Raw genomic sequence first — 19873 nt, forward strand, 5'->3', positions numbered from 1 at the left:
GGGCGTACGGCGCGCAGAGGGCACGATCACCCCGCCGTCGCCGGTCGGATCACGGCGCAGGGGAGCCCGGCATGATGCCAGCCCGGGGCGGCGGAAGGCCGCCTTTTCGGCCGCAGCGAGCCTCGAAGCGACGTTCCGTCAGGCTCGCGGGGCGATTCCCGTCGGCTCGTCCGCCGGTCAAATCCATTGGACAAACCCGGTGCGCTGACGCAAGTTGCGGCCCGGCTCTGATCCAAGTTGGCGGTACCAACATGTCGTATCTCGATCTGTCGGCGCTCGACGCGACGCCAGTGAGCACTGACCCCTTCCCCCACGTCGTCGTGCCCCATTTCGTGCCAGCGCAGCGCCTGTCGGAAGTGATTGCGGATTTTCCCGCCGTTCCCGGTCCCGGCTCTCATGCGCCGGGCGAGCTCAAGATCAAGGGGGCGTTCAAGTCCATCGTCGACGAGCTGCTGGCGGATAGCTTCCGGTCCGCGGTCGAGCGGAAGTTCAAGATCGATCTTTCCGGCAAGCCGACGATGTACACGGTGCGCGGCTATGTCCGGCAGAAGGACGGGTCCATCCACACCGACAGCAAGACGAAGATCGTCACGGTGCTGCTCTACCTCAACGAGGCGTGGGCTCCGGAAGGCGGAAGGCTGCGCCTTCTCAGGAACGGATCCGACCTGGAGAACTATGCTGCCGAAATTCCGCCCATCGACGGCAATATGCTGATCTTCCTGCGGTCGGACTCGTCATGGCACGGTCACAGGCCCTTCGAAGGCCAGCGGCGGGCCATCCAGCTGAACTGGGTGACCTCGCAGGACGTGGTCGACAAGGAGCAGGCGCGCCATGGCTTCTCGACGCGGATGAAGAAGCTGACCTCGCTGTTCTCCCGGCGGGCTATGTAACGACAAAGGACAAGGCATGTCGACAACGCAGTCGATCTTGAATCACGAGGCGATCCGCTCGGCGTCGTACTCGAGCCAGCCCTATCCGCATTTCCTCGGCTCCGACTTCCTCGATCCGGCTACGCTCGACGATCTCAGGCAGGACTTTCCGGATATCACCAAGACCGGTTACCTCACCGTCGACGAAGTGGGCCTCAAGGGGGCCTTCCGTCGCCTGATCGAGGAGTTGGAGGGGCCCGAGCTCACGGAGGTGCTGTCTCAGCGCTTCGGCATGGACCTGCACCCCTATCCGCGCCTGACCACCATCCGCAAATGGTCCGCCGCCAAGGACGGCCGCATCCACACGGACGGCACGTCCAAGATCATGACCATGCTGGTCTACATGAACGACAATTGGGACGAGGGCGGCGCCGGCCGGCTGCGCGTCCTCTACGACGAGAACAATTTCGAGCCCTATGCCTGCGAAGTGCCGCCGACGATGGGCACGGTGTTCGGCTTCCTGCGCGCCGACAATTCCTGGCACGGCCACACCTCCTTCGCCGGCGAGAGGCGTGTGGTCCAGATCGCCTGGATCAAGAACGCCGCCGAGCTCGAGCGCAAGGTCCGCCGCAACAACTTCGCCCAGAAGCTCAAGGGCCTGTTCAGCCGCTGAGCGCGGCCGGGCCGGACGCCCCCCGGGATGGGGCGGGCGTCCAGAAATGGGCGCCCCGGGCATCGCGGTTGATTGCGGCGTCTCTTTTCCGAGAGCAAAGCGTCTTTGGGCGGAAACGCGTCTTTGCTCTAACTCTTTGTTTCGACGCGTCTTTGCGATGCTTGGCGAGTCCGCCAGATCGCAGAACGCCTTAGGCGCGAGACGCCACTCGAGGTCGTGCGCCGAGGTTGTCGCCCGGACCGTCGACGCCAAGCCGAAAGCGCAGCCCCCTGTCGATCGCCCCGTTCGAGGGGCACGGCGACTGCTTGAAATCCGTAGTCCCCAGAGCTATGTTCTGTCTTGCTTCGGCGGACTTGTCCTGCGATGAGTGTCTATCTCACGAAGGAGTTCGCACGGTTCGCCCGCAAGGCTCGTCTGCCGGACGAAAGGCTTCTCCAAGCGGCGCGGGAGGTGGCCTTGGGCCAGTACGATGCCGATCTCGGCGGTAGCGTCTTCAAGCAGCGTGTCGCCAGGGAAGGGGGCGGCAAGTCTGGCGGCTTCCGCACGATCATCCTTTTTCGTGTCGGAAGCCACAGCTTCTTCGCTTACGGCTTCGCCAAGAGCGACAAGGCCAGTGTGTCGGCCAAGGAACTGAGGGCGCTGAAGCAGCTTGCGGCTGTGCTGCTGGGATTGTCGGACCAGCAGCTTGCGACTGCGAGCGCCGCGGGAGAACTGATCGAGGTGGCAGGCGATGGCGACGCGGAAGAAGGCTGAAGGCGGCATATTGGCATCGGTCTACAAGACCGCGGCAGGCCTTCATGAGGCGGGCCTCGTGGACAAGGCGACCATGCGTGAGTTCGATGTCCTGTGCCTCACGCCTGTCGAGCCTTTGAGCCCGGCGGAAATCCGCGCGCTGCGCGAGCGGGAGCAGGTCTCCCAGCCCGTGTTTGCGCATTATCTGAACGTCCGGAAGGACGCCGTCAGCAAGTGGGAACGTGGCGAGAAGCGGCCGGACGGGCCATCTCTCAAGCTCCTGAATCTCGTCAAGGCGAAGGGCCTACGGGCAATCGCATAGCGGTCAGCGGGCGCGATGTCGCCGGCAGCTTCGGTCCGCCTACCACCTGGGATAGGACTCCTCGGGATAGACCTCGTAGCCGCGGGAAGTGCCGTCCGGATAGGGCCGGTAGGCGCGGCGCGGAAGATAGGGGTTGTCGTCGAGCGGGTCGCTGCCATAGCCGGCATAGACGTCGGTGTCGCCCTGCCATTGCGGCCGGGGCAGCCGGTGCCGTGGGGAGACGCCGTTCGGAAGGTCGGGGTCCGCGCCTTGCCGCGCCACCTGCGGGTCGACGGGGAGAGGCTCGGTGCCGGTGATGACCACTTGGGTGTTGGGCATCCCCTCCTGCTTCACCAGCGCGTAGAGCGTCGCGGCATGGGCGACGGAGAGGCGCACGCAGCCGTGCGAGGCGGGCCGGCCGATGCGATGCGAGCTGCCGTGGATGGCGTGCCCGAGCTGGGTGAAGAAGATCGAATGGGGCATGGGCGCGTCGTCCCATTCCTTGGAGAAGTGCTGCGCCTCCATGCGGAACGGCCGGAAGGAGCCCGCGGGCGTCTCATAGCCCTGCGCGCCCGTCGAAACCGGCCAGTCGTAGAGCGGGGCGCCGTCGACGGAGACGCTCATGTGCTGCGTGCTCTTGTCGATCTCGATCAGGACGCTCGCGAAGGCGGGCATCGCGATACCCGACAGGAAGGTCGCCAGCGCGGCGGCGAGATGAAGGCGCAGTCCCATGGTGCGGCTCGCATTCCTCGGACGCATGATACCAGAGGCTGACCTCTCGTGTCGCACGATGGCGCCAGCAGGCGGCGCGTCGTCGCACGAGCGAGCGCGCCCGTCCCCGGCGCCTCGCCATCCCCGCTGCCTGCGGAGCCGGCATCATCCTCGCCGATTGCTGATCGGCGACTTCCATAGCGGATTTGTGGCGGACCGGCGTTTCTCGGGCCTGCATCGGAGAAGCGGCATCAACAGACGGTGATCGGCATCCGTCGATTTCGCGGGATTTCCGCAAGCACCCGGTGGCGGCCTGCCGCTTTTCCCCTTACCAGAGGGCCGGCGTGCCCCATGCGACATCCCCTCCGCCCCCTCTTCGACAATGCCTATGTGGTGCTGCCCGCCGCCAGCCTGATGTGGGCGGGCAATTCGATCATCGGCAAGCTCGCCATCGGCGAGGTCACGCCGATGACCATGACCTTCCTGCGCTGGTTCTTCGTCTGCGCCATCCTCGCCCTGTTCTATCGCCGCGAGGCGCGCGCGGCGCTCCCGGTGCTGGCGCCGCGCTGGAAGTGGCTGGTGGCCATGGCGGGGCTCGGCTACACCGCCTTCAACGCCCTGCTCTATGCCGCGGCCCACCACACCAGCGGCGTCAACCTCACCATGCTTCAGGCCTCGATCCCGGTGTTCGTGCTGGCGGGATCGGTGCTGGTGCTGCGCTCCCGCGTCGGCCTGCTGCAGGGGCTGGGCACGGCGCTGACGCTGGTCGGCGTGGCGGTGGTGGCCACGGGCGGAGACCTCGAGCGGCTGACGGGCCTGCGCTTCAATATCGGCGACCTCTACGTGCTGATCGCCTGCGCCTTCTATGCCGGCTATACGCTCGGCCTCAGAGCCAGGCCGCCGCTCTCCGGCTTCGGCCTGTTCATCGGCTTCGCGGCGGTGGCCATGCTGGTCTCGGCGCCGCTGCTCGCCTGGGAGATCGCCGAGGGCGCCTTCTTCTGGCCGACCGCCAGGGGCTGGGCGATCATGGCCTATGTCACGATCTGCCCCTCGCTGCTGTCGCAGATCTTCTACATCCGCGGCGTCGAGCTGATCGGCCCGGCGCGGGCCGGCCTGTTCATCAACCTGATCCCGGTGTTCGGCGCGCTGATGGCGCTGGCGATCCTCGGCGAGCCCTTCGGCTGGGACGAGGTCCTCGCCGCCGCGCTGGTGTTCGGCGGCATCGCCATGGCGGAGGCCGGCAAGCGCTGAGGCCGCCGGCCGCAGCCGTCACATCACGCCGTCGACGACGTCACATGACGCCGTCGAGAAAGCCGCCGCCGCTCGATGGCAGCACCACCACCCGAGTGCCGACCGGGGTGTGGTTGTAGAGGTGGATGATGTCCTGGTTGAGCAGGCGGATGCAGCCGCTCGACATGGACTTGCCGATCGAGGCCGGCTCGATGGTGCCATGGATGCGGTACATCGTGTCGCGGCCGCCCTGGTAGAGATACATCGCACGGGCGCCGAGCGGGTTGCCGGGACCGCCCGGCATGCCGCCTGCATAGAGCGCCGATTGCGGGTCGCGCAGCATCATCTCGGACGGCGGGGTCCAGGTCGGCCAGTCCGCCTTGCGGCGGATATTGGCGGTGCCGTGCCAGCCGAAGCCCTCGCGGCCGACGCCGACGCCGTAGCGCATCGCCGTGCCGTCGTCGGCGACGTGATAGAGGAAATGCGCGTCGGGATCGACGACGATGGTGCCCGGCGCCTCGCCGGTCGGGTCGGTCACCCGGGTGCGGTAGAAGCGCGGATTGACCTTGGACAGATCGATGGCCGGCACGGTGAAGCGGCCGTCGTCGATCGCCGCGTAGATTTCCTGGTAGTCGCTGCCGTCGCCGAGGAACCCGCCGAGCCCGGCCATGGGCGGCGGCAGGCCGGCGCAACCGGCCAGGGCGAGCGGTGCGCCGAGGATGAAGGCACGGCGGGAAAGATCGGTCATCGGACAACCCTGCAGGAACAAGCGACGAGAGGGACCCCCTTTCCCTTGTGCCTTTGTGCCCGTCAAAACAGGGTTAATCTTGGACTAAACTGACGATTCCCCGCCACTGTGGCCTTTGTGTCGCACTCAGAAGGTGAGGGACTTGACCTGCACGACGTTGGGCAGGGTGTTGATCTCCTTGAGCAGCGGCTCGCTCACCGGCTGGTCGATGGCGACGAGGGCGATGGCGTTGCCGCCCTCGAAGTCGCGGCCAAACTGCATATGGGCGATGTTGACACCGTTCTCGCCGAGCAGCGTGCCGATGGCGCCGATGAAGCCGGGCCGGTCGCGATTGGTGATGTAGAGCATGCGCGGCAGCAGGTCGGCCTCGACATTGATGCCCTTGATCTGGGTGATGCGCGGCTTGGTGCCGGCGATGATCGTGCCGGCAACCGCGCGGGTGAGCTGCTCGGTCTCCACCTCCAGCGTGATCAGCGAATCATGGTCGCCCATCTTCTCCCGCGTCGTCTCCTCGATGACGATGCCGCGCTCGCGGGCGATCGAGGGGGCGGCGACGATGTTGATGTCGGCCAGCATCGGGCGCAGCAGGCCGGCGACGGCGGCGCTGGTCAGGGCCTTGATCTTCATGTGCGCCACGTCGCCCTCGTAGATGATGCGCACCGTCTTGATGTCGGTCTCGGTGAGCTGGCCGGCGAAGGAGCCGAGCTTCTCGGCGAGCGCGATATAGGGCTTGAGCTTGGGGGCTTCCTCGGCGGTGATCGAGGGGAAGTTGACCGCGTTCTGGATGGCGCCGCGCAGGAGGTAGTCGGACATCTGCTCGGCCACCTGCAGCGCCACGTTCTCCTGCGCCTCGGCGGTGGCGGCGCCGAGATGCGGCGTGCACACCACGTTGGGCAGGCCGAACAGCGGATTGGCGGTCGCCGGCTCCTCGACGAAGACGTCGAAGGCGGCGCCGGCGACATGGCCGGACTTCAGGAGCTCGGCCAGAGCCTCTTCGTCGACCAGGCCGCCGCGGGCGCAGTTGACGATGCGCACGCCCTTCCTGGTCTTCGCGAGGGCTTCGCGCGAGAGGATGTTGCGGGTCTGCGCCGTCATCGGCGTGTGCAGGGTGATGATGTCGGCGCGGGCGAGGAGGTCGGCGAGGTCGACCTTCTCGACGCCGAGCTCCAGCGCCCGCTCCGGGCTCAGGAACGGATCATAGGCGATGACGCGCATGCGCAGGCCCACCGCGCGGTCGGCGACGATCGAGCCGATATTGCCGCAGCCGACGATGCCGAGCACCTTGTTGGTGATCTCAACGCCCATGAAGCGGTTCTTCTCCCACTTGCCGGCCTGGGTGGAAGCGTCGGCGGCGGGGATCTCGCGGGCCAGCGCGAACATCATGGCGATGGCGTGCTCTGCCGTCGTGATCGAGTTGCCGAAGGGCGTGTTCATCACGATCACGCCTCTGGCCGTGGCGGCGGGGATGTCGACATTGTCGACGCCGATGCCGGCGCGGCCGATCACCTTCAGCCTGGCCGCGCTCTCCAGGATCTTGGCGGTCACCTTGGTGGCGGAGCGGATGGCGAGGCCGTCATAGTCGCCGATGATGGCGGCGAGCTTGTCCTTGTCCTTGCCGAGGTCGGGCTGGAAATCGACCTCGACGCCGCGGTCCTTGAAGATCTGGACGGCGGCAGGCGACAGGGCATCGGAAATCAGGACTTTGGGGGCGGTCATGGCTGGGACCTCTCGCGGTCGCTTGCATGAAGGAGGGGCCGGCCGGGCGCCGGCCGGGTCGGTTCGGAGGATGGGCCGGCTTGCCGCTCAGGCGGCGAGCGACAGCTCGGCCTTGGCCTTGTGGAACGACCAGTCGAGCCAGGGCATCAGCGCCTCGACATCGGCGGTCTCGACGGTGGCGCCGCACCAGATGCGAAGGCCGGGCGGGGCGTCGCGATAGGAGGCGATGTCGAAGCCGGCCTTCTCCTTCTCGATCGCCCCGGCGAGCGCCTTGGCGAAGGCGGCCTGCGCCTCGGCGGGCAGGGCGGCGACGGCCGGATCCACCACCTTCAGGCAGACGCTGGTGTTGGAGCGCGTCGCCGGGTCGCGGGCGAGGAAGTCGATCCAGGGCGTGGCGGCGACGAAGCGCTCGATGGCGGCGAGGTTGGCGTCGGCCCGGGCGATCAGGGCGTCGAGGCCGCCGATCGAGCGGGCCCAGGCGAGGGCGTCGAGATAGTCCTCGACGCAGAGCATGGACGGCGTGTTGATGGTCTCGCCCTTGAAGATGCCGTCGATCAGCTTACCGCCCTTGGTCAGGCGGAAGATCTTGGGCAGCGGCCAGGCCGGCGTGTAGCTCTCCAGCCGGGCGACGGCGCGGGGCGAAAGCACCAGCATGCCGTGCGCGGCCTCGCCGCCCAGCGCCTTCTGCCAGGAGAAGGTGACGACGTCGAGCTTGGGCCAGTCGAGCGGCTGGGCGAAGGCGGCGGAGGTGGCGTCGCAGATGGCGAGCCCTTCGCGGTCGGCGGCGATCCAGTCGGCGTTCGGCACGCGCACGCCCGACGTGGTGCCGTTCCAGGTGAAGACCACATCGCGGGCCCGGCTATCCACAGCGGCGAGGTCGACGATCTCGCCATAGTCGGCCTTGACGGTGCGGGCGTCGGCGAGCCTCAGCTGCTTGACGACGTCGGTGACCCATTCGCTGCCGAAGGATTCCCAGGCCAGCAGGTCGACGCCGCGGGCGCCGAGCAGCGACCACAGCGCCATCTCCACGGCGCCGGTGTCGGAGGCCGGCACGATGCCGATGCGGTAGTCCGCCGGCACGCGCAGGATCTCGCGGGTCTCCTCGATGGCCTGTTCGAGCTTGGTCTTGCCGATCTTGGCCCGATGCGAGCGGCCCAGCGCCGCGTCCTTCAGGGCTTGCGGGGTCCAGCCGGGGCGCTTGGCGCAGGGACCGGACGAAAAATTGGCAACCGTCGGCTTGGCCGCGGGCAGTGTGATCGTCATCGCGATGTCTCCATCCTCGCAGATGGGCGTCCCTCGTTGGGGAGGGATGTCCCACCGCCCGTATGCGCGCGGCGAGGGGAGACGTCAAGACGGATTTGTGCGTGTGCGCCGCTTTCTCGCTCGCCTGCGCCGCGAGTACCGACGGTCAGTCGACGAGGTAGCGGAAGCCGACACGGAATTCGTGGGCGTAGAGATCCTTGTACTTGACGTCGCCCAGCGCCGCGGCCGGCGAGGAGGGATAGGTATAGCCGCCGCTCGCCTTGGCGTCGGCGATATCGAGGAAGCGGTAGCCGAAGTCGAGCGACAGGTTCTGGCTGACGGCATAGCTGACGCCGGCCATCAGCGCCCAGGCGAAGTTCCAGCTGGTGGTGCCGCCATTGCCGAAGGATCCGGCGCCGTCGCCGGAGAAGGGGGAGGGGCAGGTGCCGCCATTGGCCGAGCAGGCTTCCTGGGTCTGCCAACTGCCGAACTTGACCTGCGCCATGCCGATGCCGGCGCCGACATAGGGGGAGAAGCCACCCCAGCGGCCGAGATCGGCATAGGCGTTGACCAGGATCGGGATGGCCGAGACGCTGCTCTTGGCCCCGCCCGTGCAGACGGCGCCGCCGCCACCGGTATCGCAGTCGAAGGCGCCAAAGCCCAGCTTCACGTCCTGACGGCCGATATAGTCGGCGGTCATGTCGACACGGAAGCCGCCGAAATCATAGCCGAAGCCGAGGCCGGCGTTCCAGCTGCCGTCGAGGCTGCGGCTGGAGACGGGGGCGGCGGGCTGGGTCCACAGTCCGTTGATCTTGGGTTCGTTCCAGAGCGAATAGCCGACGCTGCCGCGCAGGTACCAGTTGGTGCCGAGCTCCGGCCCGGTGTCCCAGTCCTGGATCTCGGGGACGGCGGGCATGTCGCCGGCGAGCGCGGCGGCCGGGCCCGCCAGCACCAGACCGGCGGTCAAGGCGAGGGTACGGAAGCTGCCCATGGTCGGTTCCTGTCGCTGTGCCGGAGGCCCATCCTTCACGCGCGGGCTGCACCGGTGACGATCACCCTAGCGCAGGATCCTTAAGCAGCCCTTAACCCTAGCAATTAACCACGTTCGTCAACTCATTATGGTCCTTGGGCAATCCGGCGAGCCCACAAAGCAGAACGGCGCGGCCGGAGCCGCGCCGTCGTGACCGGCGTCCCGAAGCGGAGGCTTCGGGGCCGATGCTTTCAGTATTTGCGGGTGAGGGTCGGGTATTCGGGTTCGGCGGCCGGGATCGGCTCGCCCAGCGCCCAGCGCAGGCCCAGCTTGATGTCGTGGGACGTCAGATTCTTGAACTTCTCGGGGTTGTTGATGGTGTTCGTGCCATCATAGGAGATGATATCGCCGGACCGGGCGTCCCCGAGATTGATGTAGCGATAGGCCAGTTCCATCGTCAGGCCCGGCGTGACCTCGTAGGCGAGGCCGGCTTGCAGGGCCCAGGCGAGGTTCCACTTCGAGCTGTCCTTGGCATAGGCCGAACTGTTGATCTGATCGCCGCCGCCGACGAGATCGTTCATGCCATTGTCTTGGAAGTTGGAGATGGTGTTGTACGAGGCGCCGATGCCGGCGCCGATGAACGGCGTGATGCCGTACCAGGTGCCGAGGTCGACATAGGCGTTGAGCATGCCGGTCCATTCGGACTTGCTGGCCGTATACCTGTCCACGCCGACGCGATCGTTGCCGAGACCATCGACGAAGTTGAACGTCTGATAGCCGTTGAAGCCGGCGTTGCCCCGATATTCTCCGGTGATGTCGGCGCGCAGCCATTCATTGAAGCGATAGCCGACGCCGACGCCGCCGAACGGCGCCGCATCGAAGCTCTTTTGGCGCGTGTTGAGGTTGCTGGCCCCAGCGTCGAGGACGTTCTCGATCTTGTCGACATGCTGGTTGGAGAAGCCGATGTCGCCGCGCAGGTACCAGCCGCCGAAGTCGGGCGCTGCGACCGGCGGCGGAGGCGGCTGCTCGACCATCGGCACGTCGGCGGCGGAGGCAGCGGAGGCGGCAAGCACCAGAGCGCTCGCCAGGGCATGGGTCTTCAGGTTGGCCATCGATCGGATCCTTCCCGTCCGAGGGCCGCACGTCAGCACGGCCCGGAATCCTGGATCCGAATGATGGTGTGCAAGTCTTAAGGAGGGCTTAACCCTAATTCTTCACCACGATTTTTATCGCCGCTCCGTCCCGGCGGGGGCAGAGCGGCGCGGGCCGGCCCGGTCAGGCCGCGGTGGAGATCGCCTCGATGATGTCGTCGACCACGGTCTCGACCACGGTGCGGTCGTCGCCCTCGCCCATGACGCGGATCACCGGCTCGGTGCCGGAGGGACGGATGACGAGGCGGCCGCTGTCGCCGAGCCGCTGGCGGCCACCCTCGATGGCGATCACGACAGTGGGATGGTCGAGCGGCTTGCCATTCTTGGTGCGCACGTTCTTGAGCACCTGGGGCAGCGGCTCGAAGCGATGGCAGACCTCGCTCACCGGCCGGCCCGCCTTCTTGAGCACGGCCAGGACCTGCAGCGCCGCGACCAGGCCGTCGCCTGTCGTGGCGAAGTCGGACAGGATGATATGGCCCGACTGCTCGCCACCGACATTGTAGCCCTGGGCGCGCATGCGCTCGAGCACGTAGCGGTCGCCGACGGCGGTGCGCTCCAGGAGCAGGCCGAGGCCGCCGAGATAGCGCTCCAGGCCGAGATTCGACATCACGGTGGCGACGATGCCGGGCTGGGCCAGGCGCCCGTCCTCCTTCCAGGAGGCGGCGACCACGGCCATCAGCTGGTCGCCGTCGACGAGATGGCCCTTCTCGTCGACGATGACGACGCGGTCGGCGTCGCCGTCGAGGGCGATGCCGATGTCGGCCCGCATCTCCCGCACCTTGCGCGACAGCGCCTCCGGCGCGGTGGAGCCGACATCCTTGTTGATGTTGAAGCCGTCGGGGTCGACCCCCAGCGAGATGACGTCGGCGCCGAGCTCCCACAGCGCCTCGGGCGCCACGCGGTAGGCGGCGCCGTTGGCGCAATCCACCACCACGCGCAGGCCGTCGAGCCGCATGTTGCGCGGCAGGGTGCGCTTGGCGAACTCGATGTAGCGGAAGCGGCCGTCGTCGATGCGCCGGGCCCGGCCGAGCTCGCGCGAGCCGGAGAGGCGCTTGTCCGGATCGTCGATCAGGACTTCGATCCGGCCCTCGATCTCGTCGGAGAGCTTGAAGCCGTCCGGACCGAACAGCTTGATGCCGTTGTCGTCGAAGGGGTTGTGCGAGGCTGAGATCATCACGCCGAGATCGCAGCGCAGCGAGTTGGTCAGCATCGCCACGGCCGGGGTCGGCACCGGGCCGAGCAGCATCACGTCCATGCCGACCGAGGTGAAGCCGGCGACCATGGCGTTCTCGATCATGTAGCCGGAGAGGCGCGTGTCCTTGCCGATGACGACGCGGTGGCGGTGCTCGCCGCGCTGGAAGACCAGGCCCGCTGCCATGCCCACGCGCATGGCCAGATCAGGCGTGATGACCGCATTGGCGCGGCCGCGAATGCCGTCAGTCCCGAAATATCTTCTTGTCATCGCTGACCCTCGACTCGAAGCGTTTGCCGGACAAATTGCCAGAATTCTGCGGCAAAGCCGTTCAAGAATTGTTTGCAATGTTAACGGCGCGATGACGCCATTGATAGATGCGTGTCGGCAGGCCCGACAGAGGGCTGACGCCGGTGCCCGTCGGCACGAAGCCGTGGCGTTCGTAGAAGCGGATGGCGCGGGCGTTGGAGGCGTTCACGGTGAGGGTGAGGCGCTCGCCGGCCAGCGCCTTGGCGAAGTCCATCAGGGCCGCGGCGACCGGCGAGCCGAACAGGGCGGGGGCGACGGCGATCTGGTCGAGATCGGTCCGGTCGAGCACGATCATCCCGGCCACGGCGCCGTCCCGGACCGCCAGGTGGATGCCTCCCGCCATGCCGCGCCAGCGCGTCAGCATCAGGGGCCAGCGGGCGCGGAAATCGATCGCGGGATAGGTTGCCTCCCAGGCCGAGCACCACAGCTCCCGGACCGCGTCGTGGTCGGCCTCGGCATAGGGGCGGATGACGAGGCCTGCCGGCCGGGCGGGCTGATCGGCTCGCCCGCTCACCGCTCGGTCAGCTTCATCTCGATGCGGCGGTTCTTGCTGCGCGCCTCGTCGCTGTCGGTCGGGTCGATCGGCTGGAACTCGCCGAAGCCGGCGGCGACCAGGCGCTCGGCCGGGATGCCCTTGGTGATCAGGTACTGCACCACGGCGATGGCGCGGCTGGCCGAGAGCTCCCAGTTGGAGGGGAATTGCGGCGACTTGATCGGCCGGTTGTCGGTATGGCCGTCGACCCGGAGCACCCAGGGGATGTCGGTGGGGATCTGCTTCTCCAGGTCGAGAAGGACGCTGGCAAGCTTGTCCATCTCGGCCTTGCCTTCCGGCTGGAGGGTGGCCTGGCCGGGGGCGAAGAACACCTCGGACTGGAAGACGAAGCGGTCGCCGACGATGCGCACGTCCGGCCGGTTGCCGAGGATCTCGCGCAGGCGGCCGAAGAAGTCGGAACGGTAGCGCGACAGTTCCTGCACGCGCTGCGCCAGGGCGATGTTGAGCCGCGAGCCGAGGTCGGCGATCTTGGTCTGGCTCTCCTGGTCGCGCTTCTCCGAGGCGTTGAGCGCCTCTTCCAGGGCGCCGATCTGCCGGCGCAGGGCGGCGATCTGCTGGTTGAGCAGCTCGATCTGCGCCATGGCCTGGTCGGAGATCCGCTTCTGGTCGATGAGCCTCGCCTGCGCCTCGGTGAGGGCCCCGCCGGCGGCAGCGGCGTTGGCGGCGCTGCCCTGCGCCGTATCGAGCAGGCCCTGCAGCCGCGTCTTCTCGCCCTCGGCCTTGCCGAGGCTGTCGCTCAGCAGCGCCAGCTGGTCCTGGGCGTTGCGGTTGTTGCCGCGCTCCAGCGCGAGCAGCTGCGACAATTCCTCGATCTGGCTGTTGAGCCGGTTCAGCGCCTCGTCCTTGCCGGTGACCTCCTGGGACAGGAAGAACTGGCCGAGCACGAAGATCGACAGGATGAAGATGATCGACAGGAGCAGTGTCGACAGGGCATCGACGAAGCCGGGCCAGTAGTTGAGGCCTTCGCTGCGCCGGCGTCCGCGGGCATAGGCCATCAGTTCGACTCGCGCTCACGGGTGAGGCGCTGCAGCACGACCTTGATATCGCGCTGCTGCTCGGCCTGCGACTCGACCCAGTCCCGGATCATCTGCTGCTCGGAGCGCATGTGCTGCACCAGGCCCTGGATGCCCTCCGCGAGCTGGGCCATGGCGGCGGTGGCGGTGCGCCCGCCGGCGGCGTCCTGCGGGGCATGGGCCATGCGCTCGATCGCCGACTTGATCGCCGCCATCTCGCCGTCCGAGCCGGGACGGGCGAGGCTCTCCGCCTCGATATCGGTGACGGTGGCGGCGAGCCAGTCCTCCAGCTCGTTGTAGAAGCGGTTCTGGGCCTGGCCGGCCTGCAGGTCGAGGAAGCCGAGGATCAGCGAGCCGGCGAGGCCGAACAGCGAGGAGGAGAACGAGATGCCCATGCCGGCGAGCGGCGCGGCGAGGCCGTTCTTGAGGTCCTCGAACACCACGGCGGCATTGCCGCCGCCCACCGACATGGAATTGATCACCTTGCCGACCGAGCCGACGGTCTCGATCAGGCCCCAGAACGTGCCGAGCAGGCCGAGGAACACGAGGAGGCCGGTGAGGTAGCGCGAGATCTCGCGCTGCTCGTCGAGGCGCATGCCGATCGATTCCAGGATCGAGCGCAGCGCCGAGAGCGAGATCGAGCGCCGCCCGACCTTGTCGCCGAGGATGGTCGCCATCGGCGCCAGCATCACCGGCTGGCCCTGGAATTCCAGGCCGGGGTCGCGCATGCGGTAGGCGTTGACCCAGCGCACTTCGGGGACGAGGCGCACCACCTGCCGGAAGGCGAACGCGATGCCGAGCAGCAGGGAGAAGATGATCAGGCTGTTGAGGCCGGGATTGGCCATGAAGGCTTCGAACAGGCGGCGGTAGAGCACGGCCAGCACGCAGGCGGCGAGGCCGAGAAACACCAGCATGCGGACGAGAAAGATCCGTGGGGACGAAAGCTTGTAGGGATCAAGGTCTCTGGCCATCGCACCAAGCCGCATAACGCATTGTCGATCCACTCATAACCTATGGCGCGACAAGACCCAAGGCGAGGGGACGCCAATGCTGCGCATATCGCAAGCCGGCCCGCCGTCCGGCCTGCGCCTCAGCCCGCGGCGGCGCTCAGCGCCGGTTGTGCCGCCGCGGCGGCCAGCGCCTTCAGGATGAACCCGCCGCCGAGCACGCGCGCCTGCGTCTCGGCCGTGTCGTAGAACACCGCGGCCTGGCCGGGCGAGACGCCGTCCTCCGCCTCGCCGAGCTCGATCTGCGGACCCTCGGGCCCGACGCGCAGCAGGGCCGGCTTCGGCGCGCGGGTGGAGCGCACGCGCACGGCGATCTCCAGCCCCTCGGCCGGCAGCGCCTCGAGCGGGCCGTCGCCGATCCAGTTGACCTCGCGCAGCAGCACGGTGCGGGTCGCCAGCGCCGTGCGCGGACCGACCACGACGCGGGCGGCATCGGCCTCGAGCCGCACCACGTAGAGCGGCTCGCCGGCGGCGATGCCGAGGCCCTTGCGCTGGCCGATGGTGTAGTGGATCACGCCGGCATGACGGCCGAGCACCCGGCCGTCGACATGCACGATCTCGCCCGGCCGGGCGGCGCCCGGCTTCAGCCGCTCGATCACCTCGGCATAGCGGCCGGAGGGGACGAAGCAGATGTCCTGGCTGTCGGCCTTGGCGGCGACGGAAAGGCCGAGGCGCTCGGCCGCGACGCGGGTCTGCGGCTTGGTCATCTCGCCGAGGGGGAAGCGCAGGATATCGAGCTGCGCCCGGGTCGTGGCGAACATGAAATAGCTCTGGTCGCGCTCGGCATCCTTCGGGCGATAGAGGGCGCGTCCGCCCGGCACGGCGCGGCTGGCGACGTAATGACCGGTGGCGAGGATGTCGGCGCCGAGGTCCTGCGCCGTGTCCAGGAGGTCGCGGAACTTGACCTTCTGGTTGCAGGCCACGCACGGGATCGGCGTCTCGCCGGCGACATAGGCCTCGGCGAAGGCGTCGATGACGGCGCTCTTGAAGCGGCTCTCGTAGTCGAGGACGTAGTGCGGGATGCCGATGCGCTCGGCCACCGCGCGGGCGTCGGCGATGTCTTGGCCCGCGCAGCAGGCGCCCTTGCGGTGGGTGGCCGCGCCGTGGTCGTAGAGCTGCAGCGTGATGCCGACGACATCGTAGCCCTCCTGCTTCAGGAGAGCGGCGACCACGGAGGAATCGACGCCGCCGGACATGGCGACGACCACGCGGGTGTCCTGCGGCCGGCGCGGCAGGTCGAGCGAGTTCAACATCAAAGCCTCTTCGCCCGGCGGAGGGTCAAGGTCTCCGGGAGCGCGTGGGATTTACTGCGAAAGGAGCGGGAGGGGCAAGAAGGATCGGAGATGGGCGGCAATGCGAGGCCGGCCCGTCGACGCCGCCGGCCTTGACAGCCCTCCCGCCGGCCGGTCTCTAGATCCGGCCGTTCGAACCGGCGGCCGAAGACGCCGGGGCGAGGCGGCACATGGTTCGAGGTTGCCCGCGATGAAGCCCTTCTCTTCCCTCTACAGCCACGAATTCCTGCGCATTGCCGCCTGCGTGCCGCGTGCTGCCGTGGCGGATCCGGATTTCGCCGTTGCCGAGACCCTGCGCCTCGCCGCCGAAGGCGATGCGGCCAGGGTCGGCGTGATGCTGTTCCCGGAGCTCGGGCTCTCCTCCTACGCCATCGACGACCTCCTGTTCCAGGACGCGCTGCTCGACGCGGTCGAGCGGGCGATCGAGCGCATCGCCGAGGCCTCGCGCACGCTCTTCCCGGTGCTGGTGGTCGGCGCGCCGCTGCGCCGCGAGGGGCGGCTCTACAACACGGCCGTCGCGATCCATCGCGGCGCCGTGCTCGGCGCCGTGCCGAAGAGCTACCTGCCCAACTATCGCGAATTCTACGAGCGCCGGCACTTCACCTCCGGGCTCGGCGTCACCGGCGGGGAGATCGCCGTCGCCGGGCACAGCGTGCCGTTCGGCGTCGACCTCCTGTTCCGCTCCGAGGGCTCGGTGCCCTTCACCTTCCATGTCGAGATCTGCGAAGACATCTGGGTGCCGCTGCCGCCCTCGACGCGCGCCGCTCTTGCCGGCGCCGAGGTGCTCCTCAACCTCTCGGCCAGCAACATCACCATCGGCAAGGCCGAGATGCGCCGCCTGCTCTGCGCCAGCCATTCGGCCCGCACCGTCGCCGCCTATGCCTATTCCGCCGCCGGGCCGGGGGAATCGACCACCGACCTCGCCTGGGACGGCCATGCCGCCGTGTTCGAGAACGGCGTGCGCCTGGCCGAGACCGAGCGCTTCCCGAGGGACGCGGTGGTGGCGACCGCCGACATCGACCTCGGGCGGCTGCGCCAGGAGCGCATGCGGCTCAACAGCTTCGGCGACTGCGTGCAGGCGGAGGGCGAGGGGGCGTTCCGTCTCGTGCCGTTCCGGATGGAGGCGCCCGACGAGGCGGTGGCGCTGGAGCGGGCGGTGGAGCGCTTCCCCTTCGTGCCCTCCGATCCCACGCGGCTGCGCGAGGACTGCTACGAGGCCTACAACATCCAGGTCCAGGGCTTGGCCAAGCGCCTGGAGGCGACCGGCCTGCAGCGCGCCGTGATCGGCGTCTCCGGCGGCCTCGATTCCACCCAGGCGCTGATCGTCACGACCCGGGCGATGGACCTGATCGGCCGCGACCGCAAGAACGTGCTTGCCTACACGCTGCCCGGCTTCGCCACCTCGGATGCGACCAAGGCCAATGCCTGGGCGCTGATCCGCGCGCTCGGGGTGAGCGGCGAGGAGATCGACATCCGCCCGGCGGCCAGGCAGATGCTCGCCGACATGCATCATCCCTTCGGCCGGGGCGAGCCGGTCTACGACGTCACCTTCGAGAACGTGCAGGCGGGGCTGCGCACCGACTATCTCTTCCGCCTCGCCAACCACCACGGCGGGCTGGTGGTCGGCACTGGCGACCTCTCCGAGCTGGGGCTCGGCTGGTGCACCTACGGCGTCGGCGACCACATGTCCCATTACAACGTCAACGCGTCGGTCTCCAAGACGCTGATCCAGCACCTGATCCGCTTCGTCGCCGGCTCCGGCGACGTCAGCGAGGAGACCGCGCGCGTGCTGCTCGCCGTGCTCGCCACCGAGATCTCGCCGGAGCTGGTGCCGGCCGCGGCCGGGCAGACCATCCAGTCGACCCAGCAGATCGTCGGGCCCTATGCCCTGCAGGACTTCAACCTCTACTACCTCACGCGCTACGGCTTCCGGCCCTCGAAGATCGCCTTCCTGGCGCACCATGCCTGGGGCGATGCCGGGCTCGGCGCCTGGCCGGCCGACCTGCCGGCCGCCGATCGCCGCGCCTATTCGCTGGCCGAGATCCGGCACTGGCTGACCGTGTTTCTCCGCCGCTTCTTCGTCAGCCAGTTCAAGCGCTCGACGCTGCCGAACGGGCCGAAGATCTCCTCGGGCGGCTCGCTGTCGCCGCGCGGCGACTGGCGCGCGCCTTCCGACGGAACCGCCAAGGTCTGGCTGGAGGAGCTCGAGGCCCACGTGCCGGCCTCCTGAGGCCGGCCGAACCTGAGCTCTCCCGCCTCACGGCCGGCGGCGCGGGGCTCAGGACCGGTCGCCGGCCGGCGCCAGGATCCAGGTGCCGCGGCCGGCCGCCTTGGCGGCGTAGAGCGCGGCGTCGGCCCGGGCCATCAGCCGGTCGGCGTCCTCGCCGGGCTCCAGGCGGGCGAGGCCGATGCTGACGCCGATGCCGACGAGGGCGCCGTCGACCTGGAAGGGCGCGCGCATGGTCGCCACCAGGCGCTCTGCGGTCTCCGCGAGGTCGTCCGCGTCGGAGCGGTGGATCACCGCGAACTCGTCGCCGCCGAGGCGGGCGACGAGATCGGCGCCGGGCACGGCCGAGCGCAGGCGGTCGGCGACCAGGCGCAGCACCGCGTCGCCGGCGGCGTGGCCGAAGGTGTCGTTCACCGGCTTGAAGCCGTCGAGGTCGAGGCAGAACAGGGCCGTCCACGGACCCTGTGGCTCGGCCAGCGCCTGGTCGAGGGCACGATGGAACTGCATGCGGTTGGCGAGGCCCGTCAGAGCGTCGTGCATGGCCAGATGGGCGACGCGTTCCTCGGCCCGCACCCGCTTGGTGACGTCGAGGATCGCCACCAGGAGGCCGGGCACGGCACCGGCCATGGTGCGCACGAACAGGAGGACGGCGATCTCCCCGCCGTCGGCGCAGCGGTGGCGCCAGACCGTCTCGGCCTCCGAGGCCCGGTCGGCCGAATGCAGCATGGCGGCGGCCCGGACGGCTTCGCCGGGAACGTGCAGGTCGGGCGCCGCCATCGCCAGGAAGGCCTCGCGGCCGAGGCCGTAGCGGCGGATGGCTGCCGCGTTGACGGCGGTGAGGCGCAGCGTCGCCGGGTCGAGCAGCAGCAGCGGCACCGGATTCTCGTCGAACAGCAGGCGGAAGGTCTCCTCGCGCTGCTTCAGCTCGGTGATGTCGACGCGCACGCCGATGGTGCTGCCGTCGGACAGGCGCCGGTCGTCGTAGCGCATCCAGCGCCCGTCGCGCATCTCCTGCTCCTCCTGGATGGCGGGCAGGGCGTGCTTGGCCATGCGGTAGGCGAGCCAGGCTTCCGGATCGCCGGCCGCCTCGGGCATGCGGCCGCTGGCGGCGCTCGCGCGCAGGATGTCGAGAAAGGCGACGCCCGGGCGCAGCAGCCCCGATATCTCGGGGTAGAGCTCGGCATAGCGGCCGTTCCACAGGACATAGCGGTCCTCGGGGTCGAGCACGCAGACGGCATGCGGCTGCATCTCGATCACCTCGCGCAGGCGGTCATGCGCGGCGCGCGCCTCGGCCTCGGCCCTGCGGGCCTGGGCATGCGCCTCCTCCAGCATGGCCTCGCTCACCGTGCGGTCGAGGATCGAGCGGAGCATGGCGCCGGTCAGGGCATGGCTTCCCTCGCCCCAGGCGACGAAGGAGACCTCCACCGGCAGCACCGCGCCGTCGCGCCGCAGCACCACCGTCTCGACCTGGCGGGAGCGGGCGAGGTCCTCGGCCACGCTCGGCCAGGCGCCGACCACGCCGCGCACCGACACGCCCAGAAGGCGATCTGCCGGCCGGTCCAGCAGCCTCAGGGCGGCGGCGTTGGCGAAGACGATGCGGCCGGCGGCATCGGCGCACAGCACCGCGTCGGGAATGCCGTGCAGAAGGGAAACGGCGTCCGGCGGGCCGAAGCTCGAGCCCGGCTCGCCGGCCTGCAATCGGGATCTCGCCGTGTCGGACACGCCTCGCCCTCGTTGCGGAAGCCATTGGCATAGCCCCGGGACGGTTAAGATTGCGAGCGCAGGCGGGCAGGCGTGCTCCCCCGTCTTCGATTTGGATGAATATTGACTTACCCCGGCCGCCGACGCGCGATCGGCCGGCGACTTCGGGGGCGTCTTCGGCCGGCGAGGCTTGCCGCCCGCCCGCACCCGTCCTATGAGGCGGTTTCCCGCCGGAG

General features: G+C 68.7%; 18 protein-coding genes. 6 read left to right on the top strand and 12 right to left on the bottom strand.

The genetic code is table 11. From position 1 onward, the window contains the following. Nucleotides 1-71: 71 nt before the first annotated feature. The 4 genes from QO011_RS21115 (at nt 72) to QO011_RS21130 (ending at nt 2596) form a co-directional block, all read left to right on the top strand. On the top strand, nt 72-890 hold the full coding sequence (locus tag QO011_RS21115; protein WP_307275981.1) for a 2OG-Fe(II) oxygenase family protein: 819 nt from the start codon (nt 72-74) through the stop codon (nt 888-890). A gap of 16 nt (nt 891-906) precedes the next feature. Next, a complete protein-coding gene (locus QO011_RS21120) occupies nt 907-1542 on the top strand; it encodes a 2OG-Fe(II) oxygenase (protein ID WP_307275983.1) in 636 nt (211 codons plus the stop codon). Nucleotides 1543-1905: 363 nt separating this feature from the next. Next, nucleotides 1906-2295, top strand: a complete 390-nt coding sequence (locus QO011_RS21125; RefSeq protein WP_307275986.1) for a type II toxin-antitoxin system RelE/ParE family toxin — start codon at nt 1906-1908, stop codon at nt 2293-2295. Then, complete coding sequence (locus QO011_RS21130; RefSeq protein ID WP_307275989.1) at nt 2273-2596, top strand: helix-turn-helix domain-containing protein; 324 nt, start codon at nt 2273-2275, stop codon at nt 2594-2596. Before QO011_RS21125 ends, QO011_RS21130 begins: the two co-directional genes overlap by 23 nt. Before the next feature lie 39 nt (nt 2597-2635). Here the strand turns inward: QO011_RS21130 and QO011_RS21135 are convergent, their stop codons facing one another. Next, complete coding sequence (locus QO011_RS21135) at nt 2636-3307, bottom strand: L,D-transpeptidase (RefSeq protein WP_307275993.1); 672 nt, start codon at nt 3305-3307, stop codon at nt 2636-2638. 330 nt (nt 3308-3637) lie between these two features. Between QO011_RS21135 and QO011_RS21140 the strand changes: the two genes are divergently transcribed. Further along, the gene (locus QO011_RS21140) at nt 3638-4537 is read left to right on the top strand and encodes a DMT family transporter (RefSeq protein ID WP_307275996.1); all 900 of its coding nucleotides are present in this window, start codon (nt 3638-3640) and stop codon (nt 4535-4537) included. 40 nt (nt 4538-4577) lie between these two features. On the opposite strand, the gene QO011_RS21145 is transcribed toward QO011_RS21140, so the two are convergent. From QO011_RS21145 to mnmA, 10 genes are all read right to left on the bottom strand, one after another. Continuing rightward, nucleotides 4578-5264, bottom strand: a complete 687-nt coding sequence (locus tag QO011_RS21145) for a L,D-transpeptidase (RefSeq protein ID WP_307275999.1) — start codon at nt 5262-5264, stop codon at nt 4578-4580. A gap of 126 nt (nt 5265-5390) precedes the next feature. After that, nucleotides 5391-6980 carry a phosphoglycerate dehydrogenase gene (gene serA / locus QO011_RS21150; protein WP_307276002.1) on the bottom strand — a complete coding sequence of 530 codons (1590 nt, stop codon included), beginning with the start codon at nt 6978-6980 and terminating at the stop codon, nt 5391-5393. A gap of 87 nt (nt 6981-7067) precedes the next feature. Then, complete coding sequence (locus QO011_RS21155; protein ID WP_307276005.1) at nt 7068-8243, bottom strand: phosphoserine transaminase; 1176 nt, start codon at nt 8241-8243, stop codon at nt 7068-7070. Nucleotides 8244-8388: 145 nt separating this feature from the next. After that, nucleotides 8389-9213: an outer membrane protein gene (locus tag QO011_RS21160; protein WP_307276009.1), complete on the bottom strand. Its 825-nt coding sequence runs from the start codon at nt 9211-9213 to the stop codon at nt 8389-8391. A gap of 230 nt (nt 9214-9443) precedes the next feature. Then, a complete protein-coding gene (locus QO011_RS21165; protein ID WP_307276012.1) occupies nt 9444-10304 on the bottom strand; it encodes an outer membrane protein in 861 nt (286 codons plus the stop codon). Nucleotides 10305-10467: 163 nt separating this feature from the next. Next, nucleotides 10468-11805 carry a phosphoglucosamine mutase gene (gene glmM, locus QO011_RS21170; protein ID WP_307276014.1) on the bottom strand — a complete coding sequence of 446 codons (1338 nt, stop codon included), beginning with the start codon at nt 11803-11805 and terminating at the stop codon, nt 10468-10470. Nucleotides 11806-11866: 61 nt separating this feature from the next. Further along, nucleotides 11867-12358, bottom strand: a complete 492-nt coding sequence (locus QO011_RS21175) for a GNAT family N-acetyltransferase (protein ID WP_307276016.1) — start codon at nt 12356-12358, stop codon at nt 11867-11869. Beyond that, nucleotides 12355-13392, bottom strand: a complete 1038-nt coding sequence (locus tag QO011_RS21180; protein WP_307276018.1) for a peptidoglycan -binding protein — start codon at nt 13390-13392, stop codon at nt 12355-12357. Before QO011_RS21180 ends, QO011_RS21175 begins: the two co-directional genes overlap by 4 nt. Then, a complete protein-coding gene (locus QO011_RS21185) occupies nt 13392-14381 on the bottom strand; it encodes a flagellar motor protein MotA (RefSeq protein ID WP_307276020.1) in 990 nt (329 codons plus the stop codon). The genes QO011_RS21180 and QO011_RS21185 overlap by 1 nt, the downstream gene beginning before the upstream one ends. A gap of 119 nt (nt 14382-14500) precedes the next feature. Continuing rightward, a complete protein-coding gene (mnmA, locus tag QO011_RS21190; protein WP_307276485.1) occupies nt 14501-15667 on the bottom strand; it encodes a tRNA 2-thiouridine(34) synthase MnmA in 1167 nt (388 codons plus the stop codon). A 232-nt stretch (nt 15668-15899) separates the two neighbouring features. Between mnmA and QO011_RS21195 the strand changes: the two genes are divergently transcribed. Then, nucleotides 15900-17939: an NAD(+) synthase gene (locus tag QO011_RS21195; RefSeq protein ID WP_307276022.1), complete on the top strand. Its 2040-nt coding sequence runs from the start codon at nt 15900-15902 to the stop codon at nt 17937-17939. A gap of 48 nt (nt 17940-17987) precedes the next feature. On the opposite strand, the gene QO011_RS21200 is transcribed toward QO011_RS21195, so the two are convergent. After that, the gene (locus QO011_RS21200; protein ID WP_307276024.1) at nt 17988-19658 is read right to left on the bottom strand and encodes a sensor domain-containing protein; all 1671 of its coding nucleotides are present in this window, start codon (nt 19656-19658) and stop codon (nt 17988-17990) included. Nucleotides 19659-19873 lie beyond the last annotated feature (215 nt).

The sequence above is a fragment of the Labrys wisconsinensis genome (assembly GCF_030814995.1).
Taxonomy (GTDB): domain Bacteria; phylum Pseudomonadota; class Alphaproteobacteria; order Rhizobiales; family Labraceae; genus Labrys; species Labrys wisconsinensis.

Bases quoted from the DNA above. Each gene is read 5' to 3' on its own strand.
- QO011_RS21130 (WP_307275989.1), top strand. From the start codon at position 2,273: ATGGCGACGCGGAAGAAGGCTGAAGGCGGCATATTGGCATCGGTCTAC.
- QO011_RS21125 (WP_307275986.1), top strand. From the start codon at position 1,906: ATGAGTGTCTATCTCACGAAGGAGTTCGCACGGTTCGCCCGCAAGGCT.
- QO011_RS21195 (WP_307276022.1), top strand. From the start codon at position 15,900: ATGAAGCCCTTCTCTTCCCTCTACAGCCACGAATTCCTGCGCATTGCC.
- QO011_RS21135 (WP_307275993.1), bottom strand. From the start codon at position 3,307: ATGGGACTGCGCCTTCATCTCGCCGCCGCGCTGGCGACCTTCCTGTCG.
- QO011_RS21165 (WP_307276012.1), bottom strand. From the start codon at position 10,304: ATGGCCAACCTGAAGACCCATGCCCTGGCGAGCGCTCTGGTGCTTGCC.
- QO011_RS21185 (WP_307276020.1), bottom strand. From the start codon at position 14,381: ATGGCCAGAGACCTTGATCCCTACAAGCTTTCGTCCCCACGGATCTTT.
- QO011_RS21160 (WP_307276009.1), bottom strand. From the start codon at position 9,213: ATGGGCAGCTTCCGTACCCTCGCCTTGACCGCCGGTCTGGTGCTGGCG.
- QO011_RS21180 (WP_307276018.1), bottom strand. From the start codon at position 13,392: ATGGCCTATGCCCGCGGACGCCGGCGCAGCGAAGGCCTCAACTACTGG.
- QO011_RS21120 (WP_307275983.1), top strand. From the start codon at position 907: ATGTCGACAACGCAGTCGATCTTGAATCACGAGGCGATCCGCTCGGCG.
- QO011_RS21140 (WP_307275996.1), top strand. From the start codon at position 3,638: ATGCGACATCCCCTCCGCCCCCTCTTCGACAATGCCTATGTGGTGCTG.
- QO011_RS21145 (WP_307275999.1), bottom strand. From the start codon at position 5,264: ATGACCGATCTTTCCCGCCGTGCCTTCATCCTCGGCGCACCGCTCGCC.
- glmM (WP_307276014.1), bottom strand. From the start codon at position 11,805: ATGACAAGAAGATATTTCGGGACTGACGGCATTCGCGGCCGCGCCAAT.
- QO011_RS21155 (WP_307276005.1), bottom strand. From the start codon at position 8,243: ATGACGATCACACTGCCCGCGGCCAAGCCGACGGTTGCCAATTTTTCG.
- QO011_RS21115 (WP_307275981.1), top strand. From the start codon at position 72: ATGATGCCAGCCCGGGGCGGCGGAAGGCCGCCTTTTCGGCCGCAGCGA.
- serA (WP_307276002.1), bottom strand. From the start codon at position 6,980: ATGACCGCCCCCAAAGTCCTGATTTCCGATGCCCTGTCGCCTGCCGCC.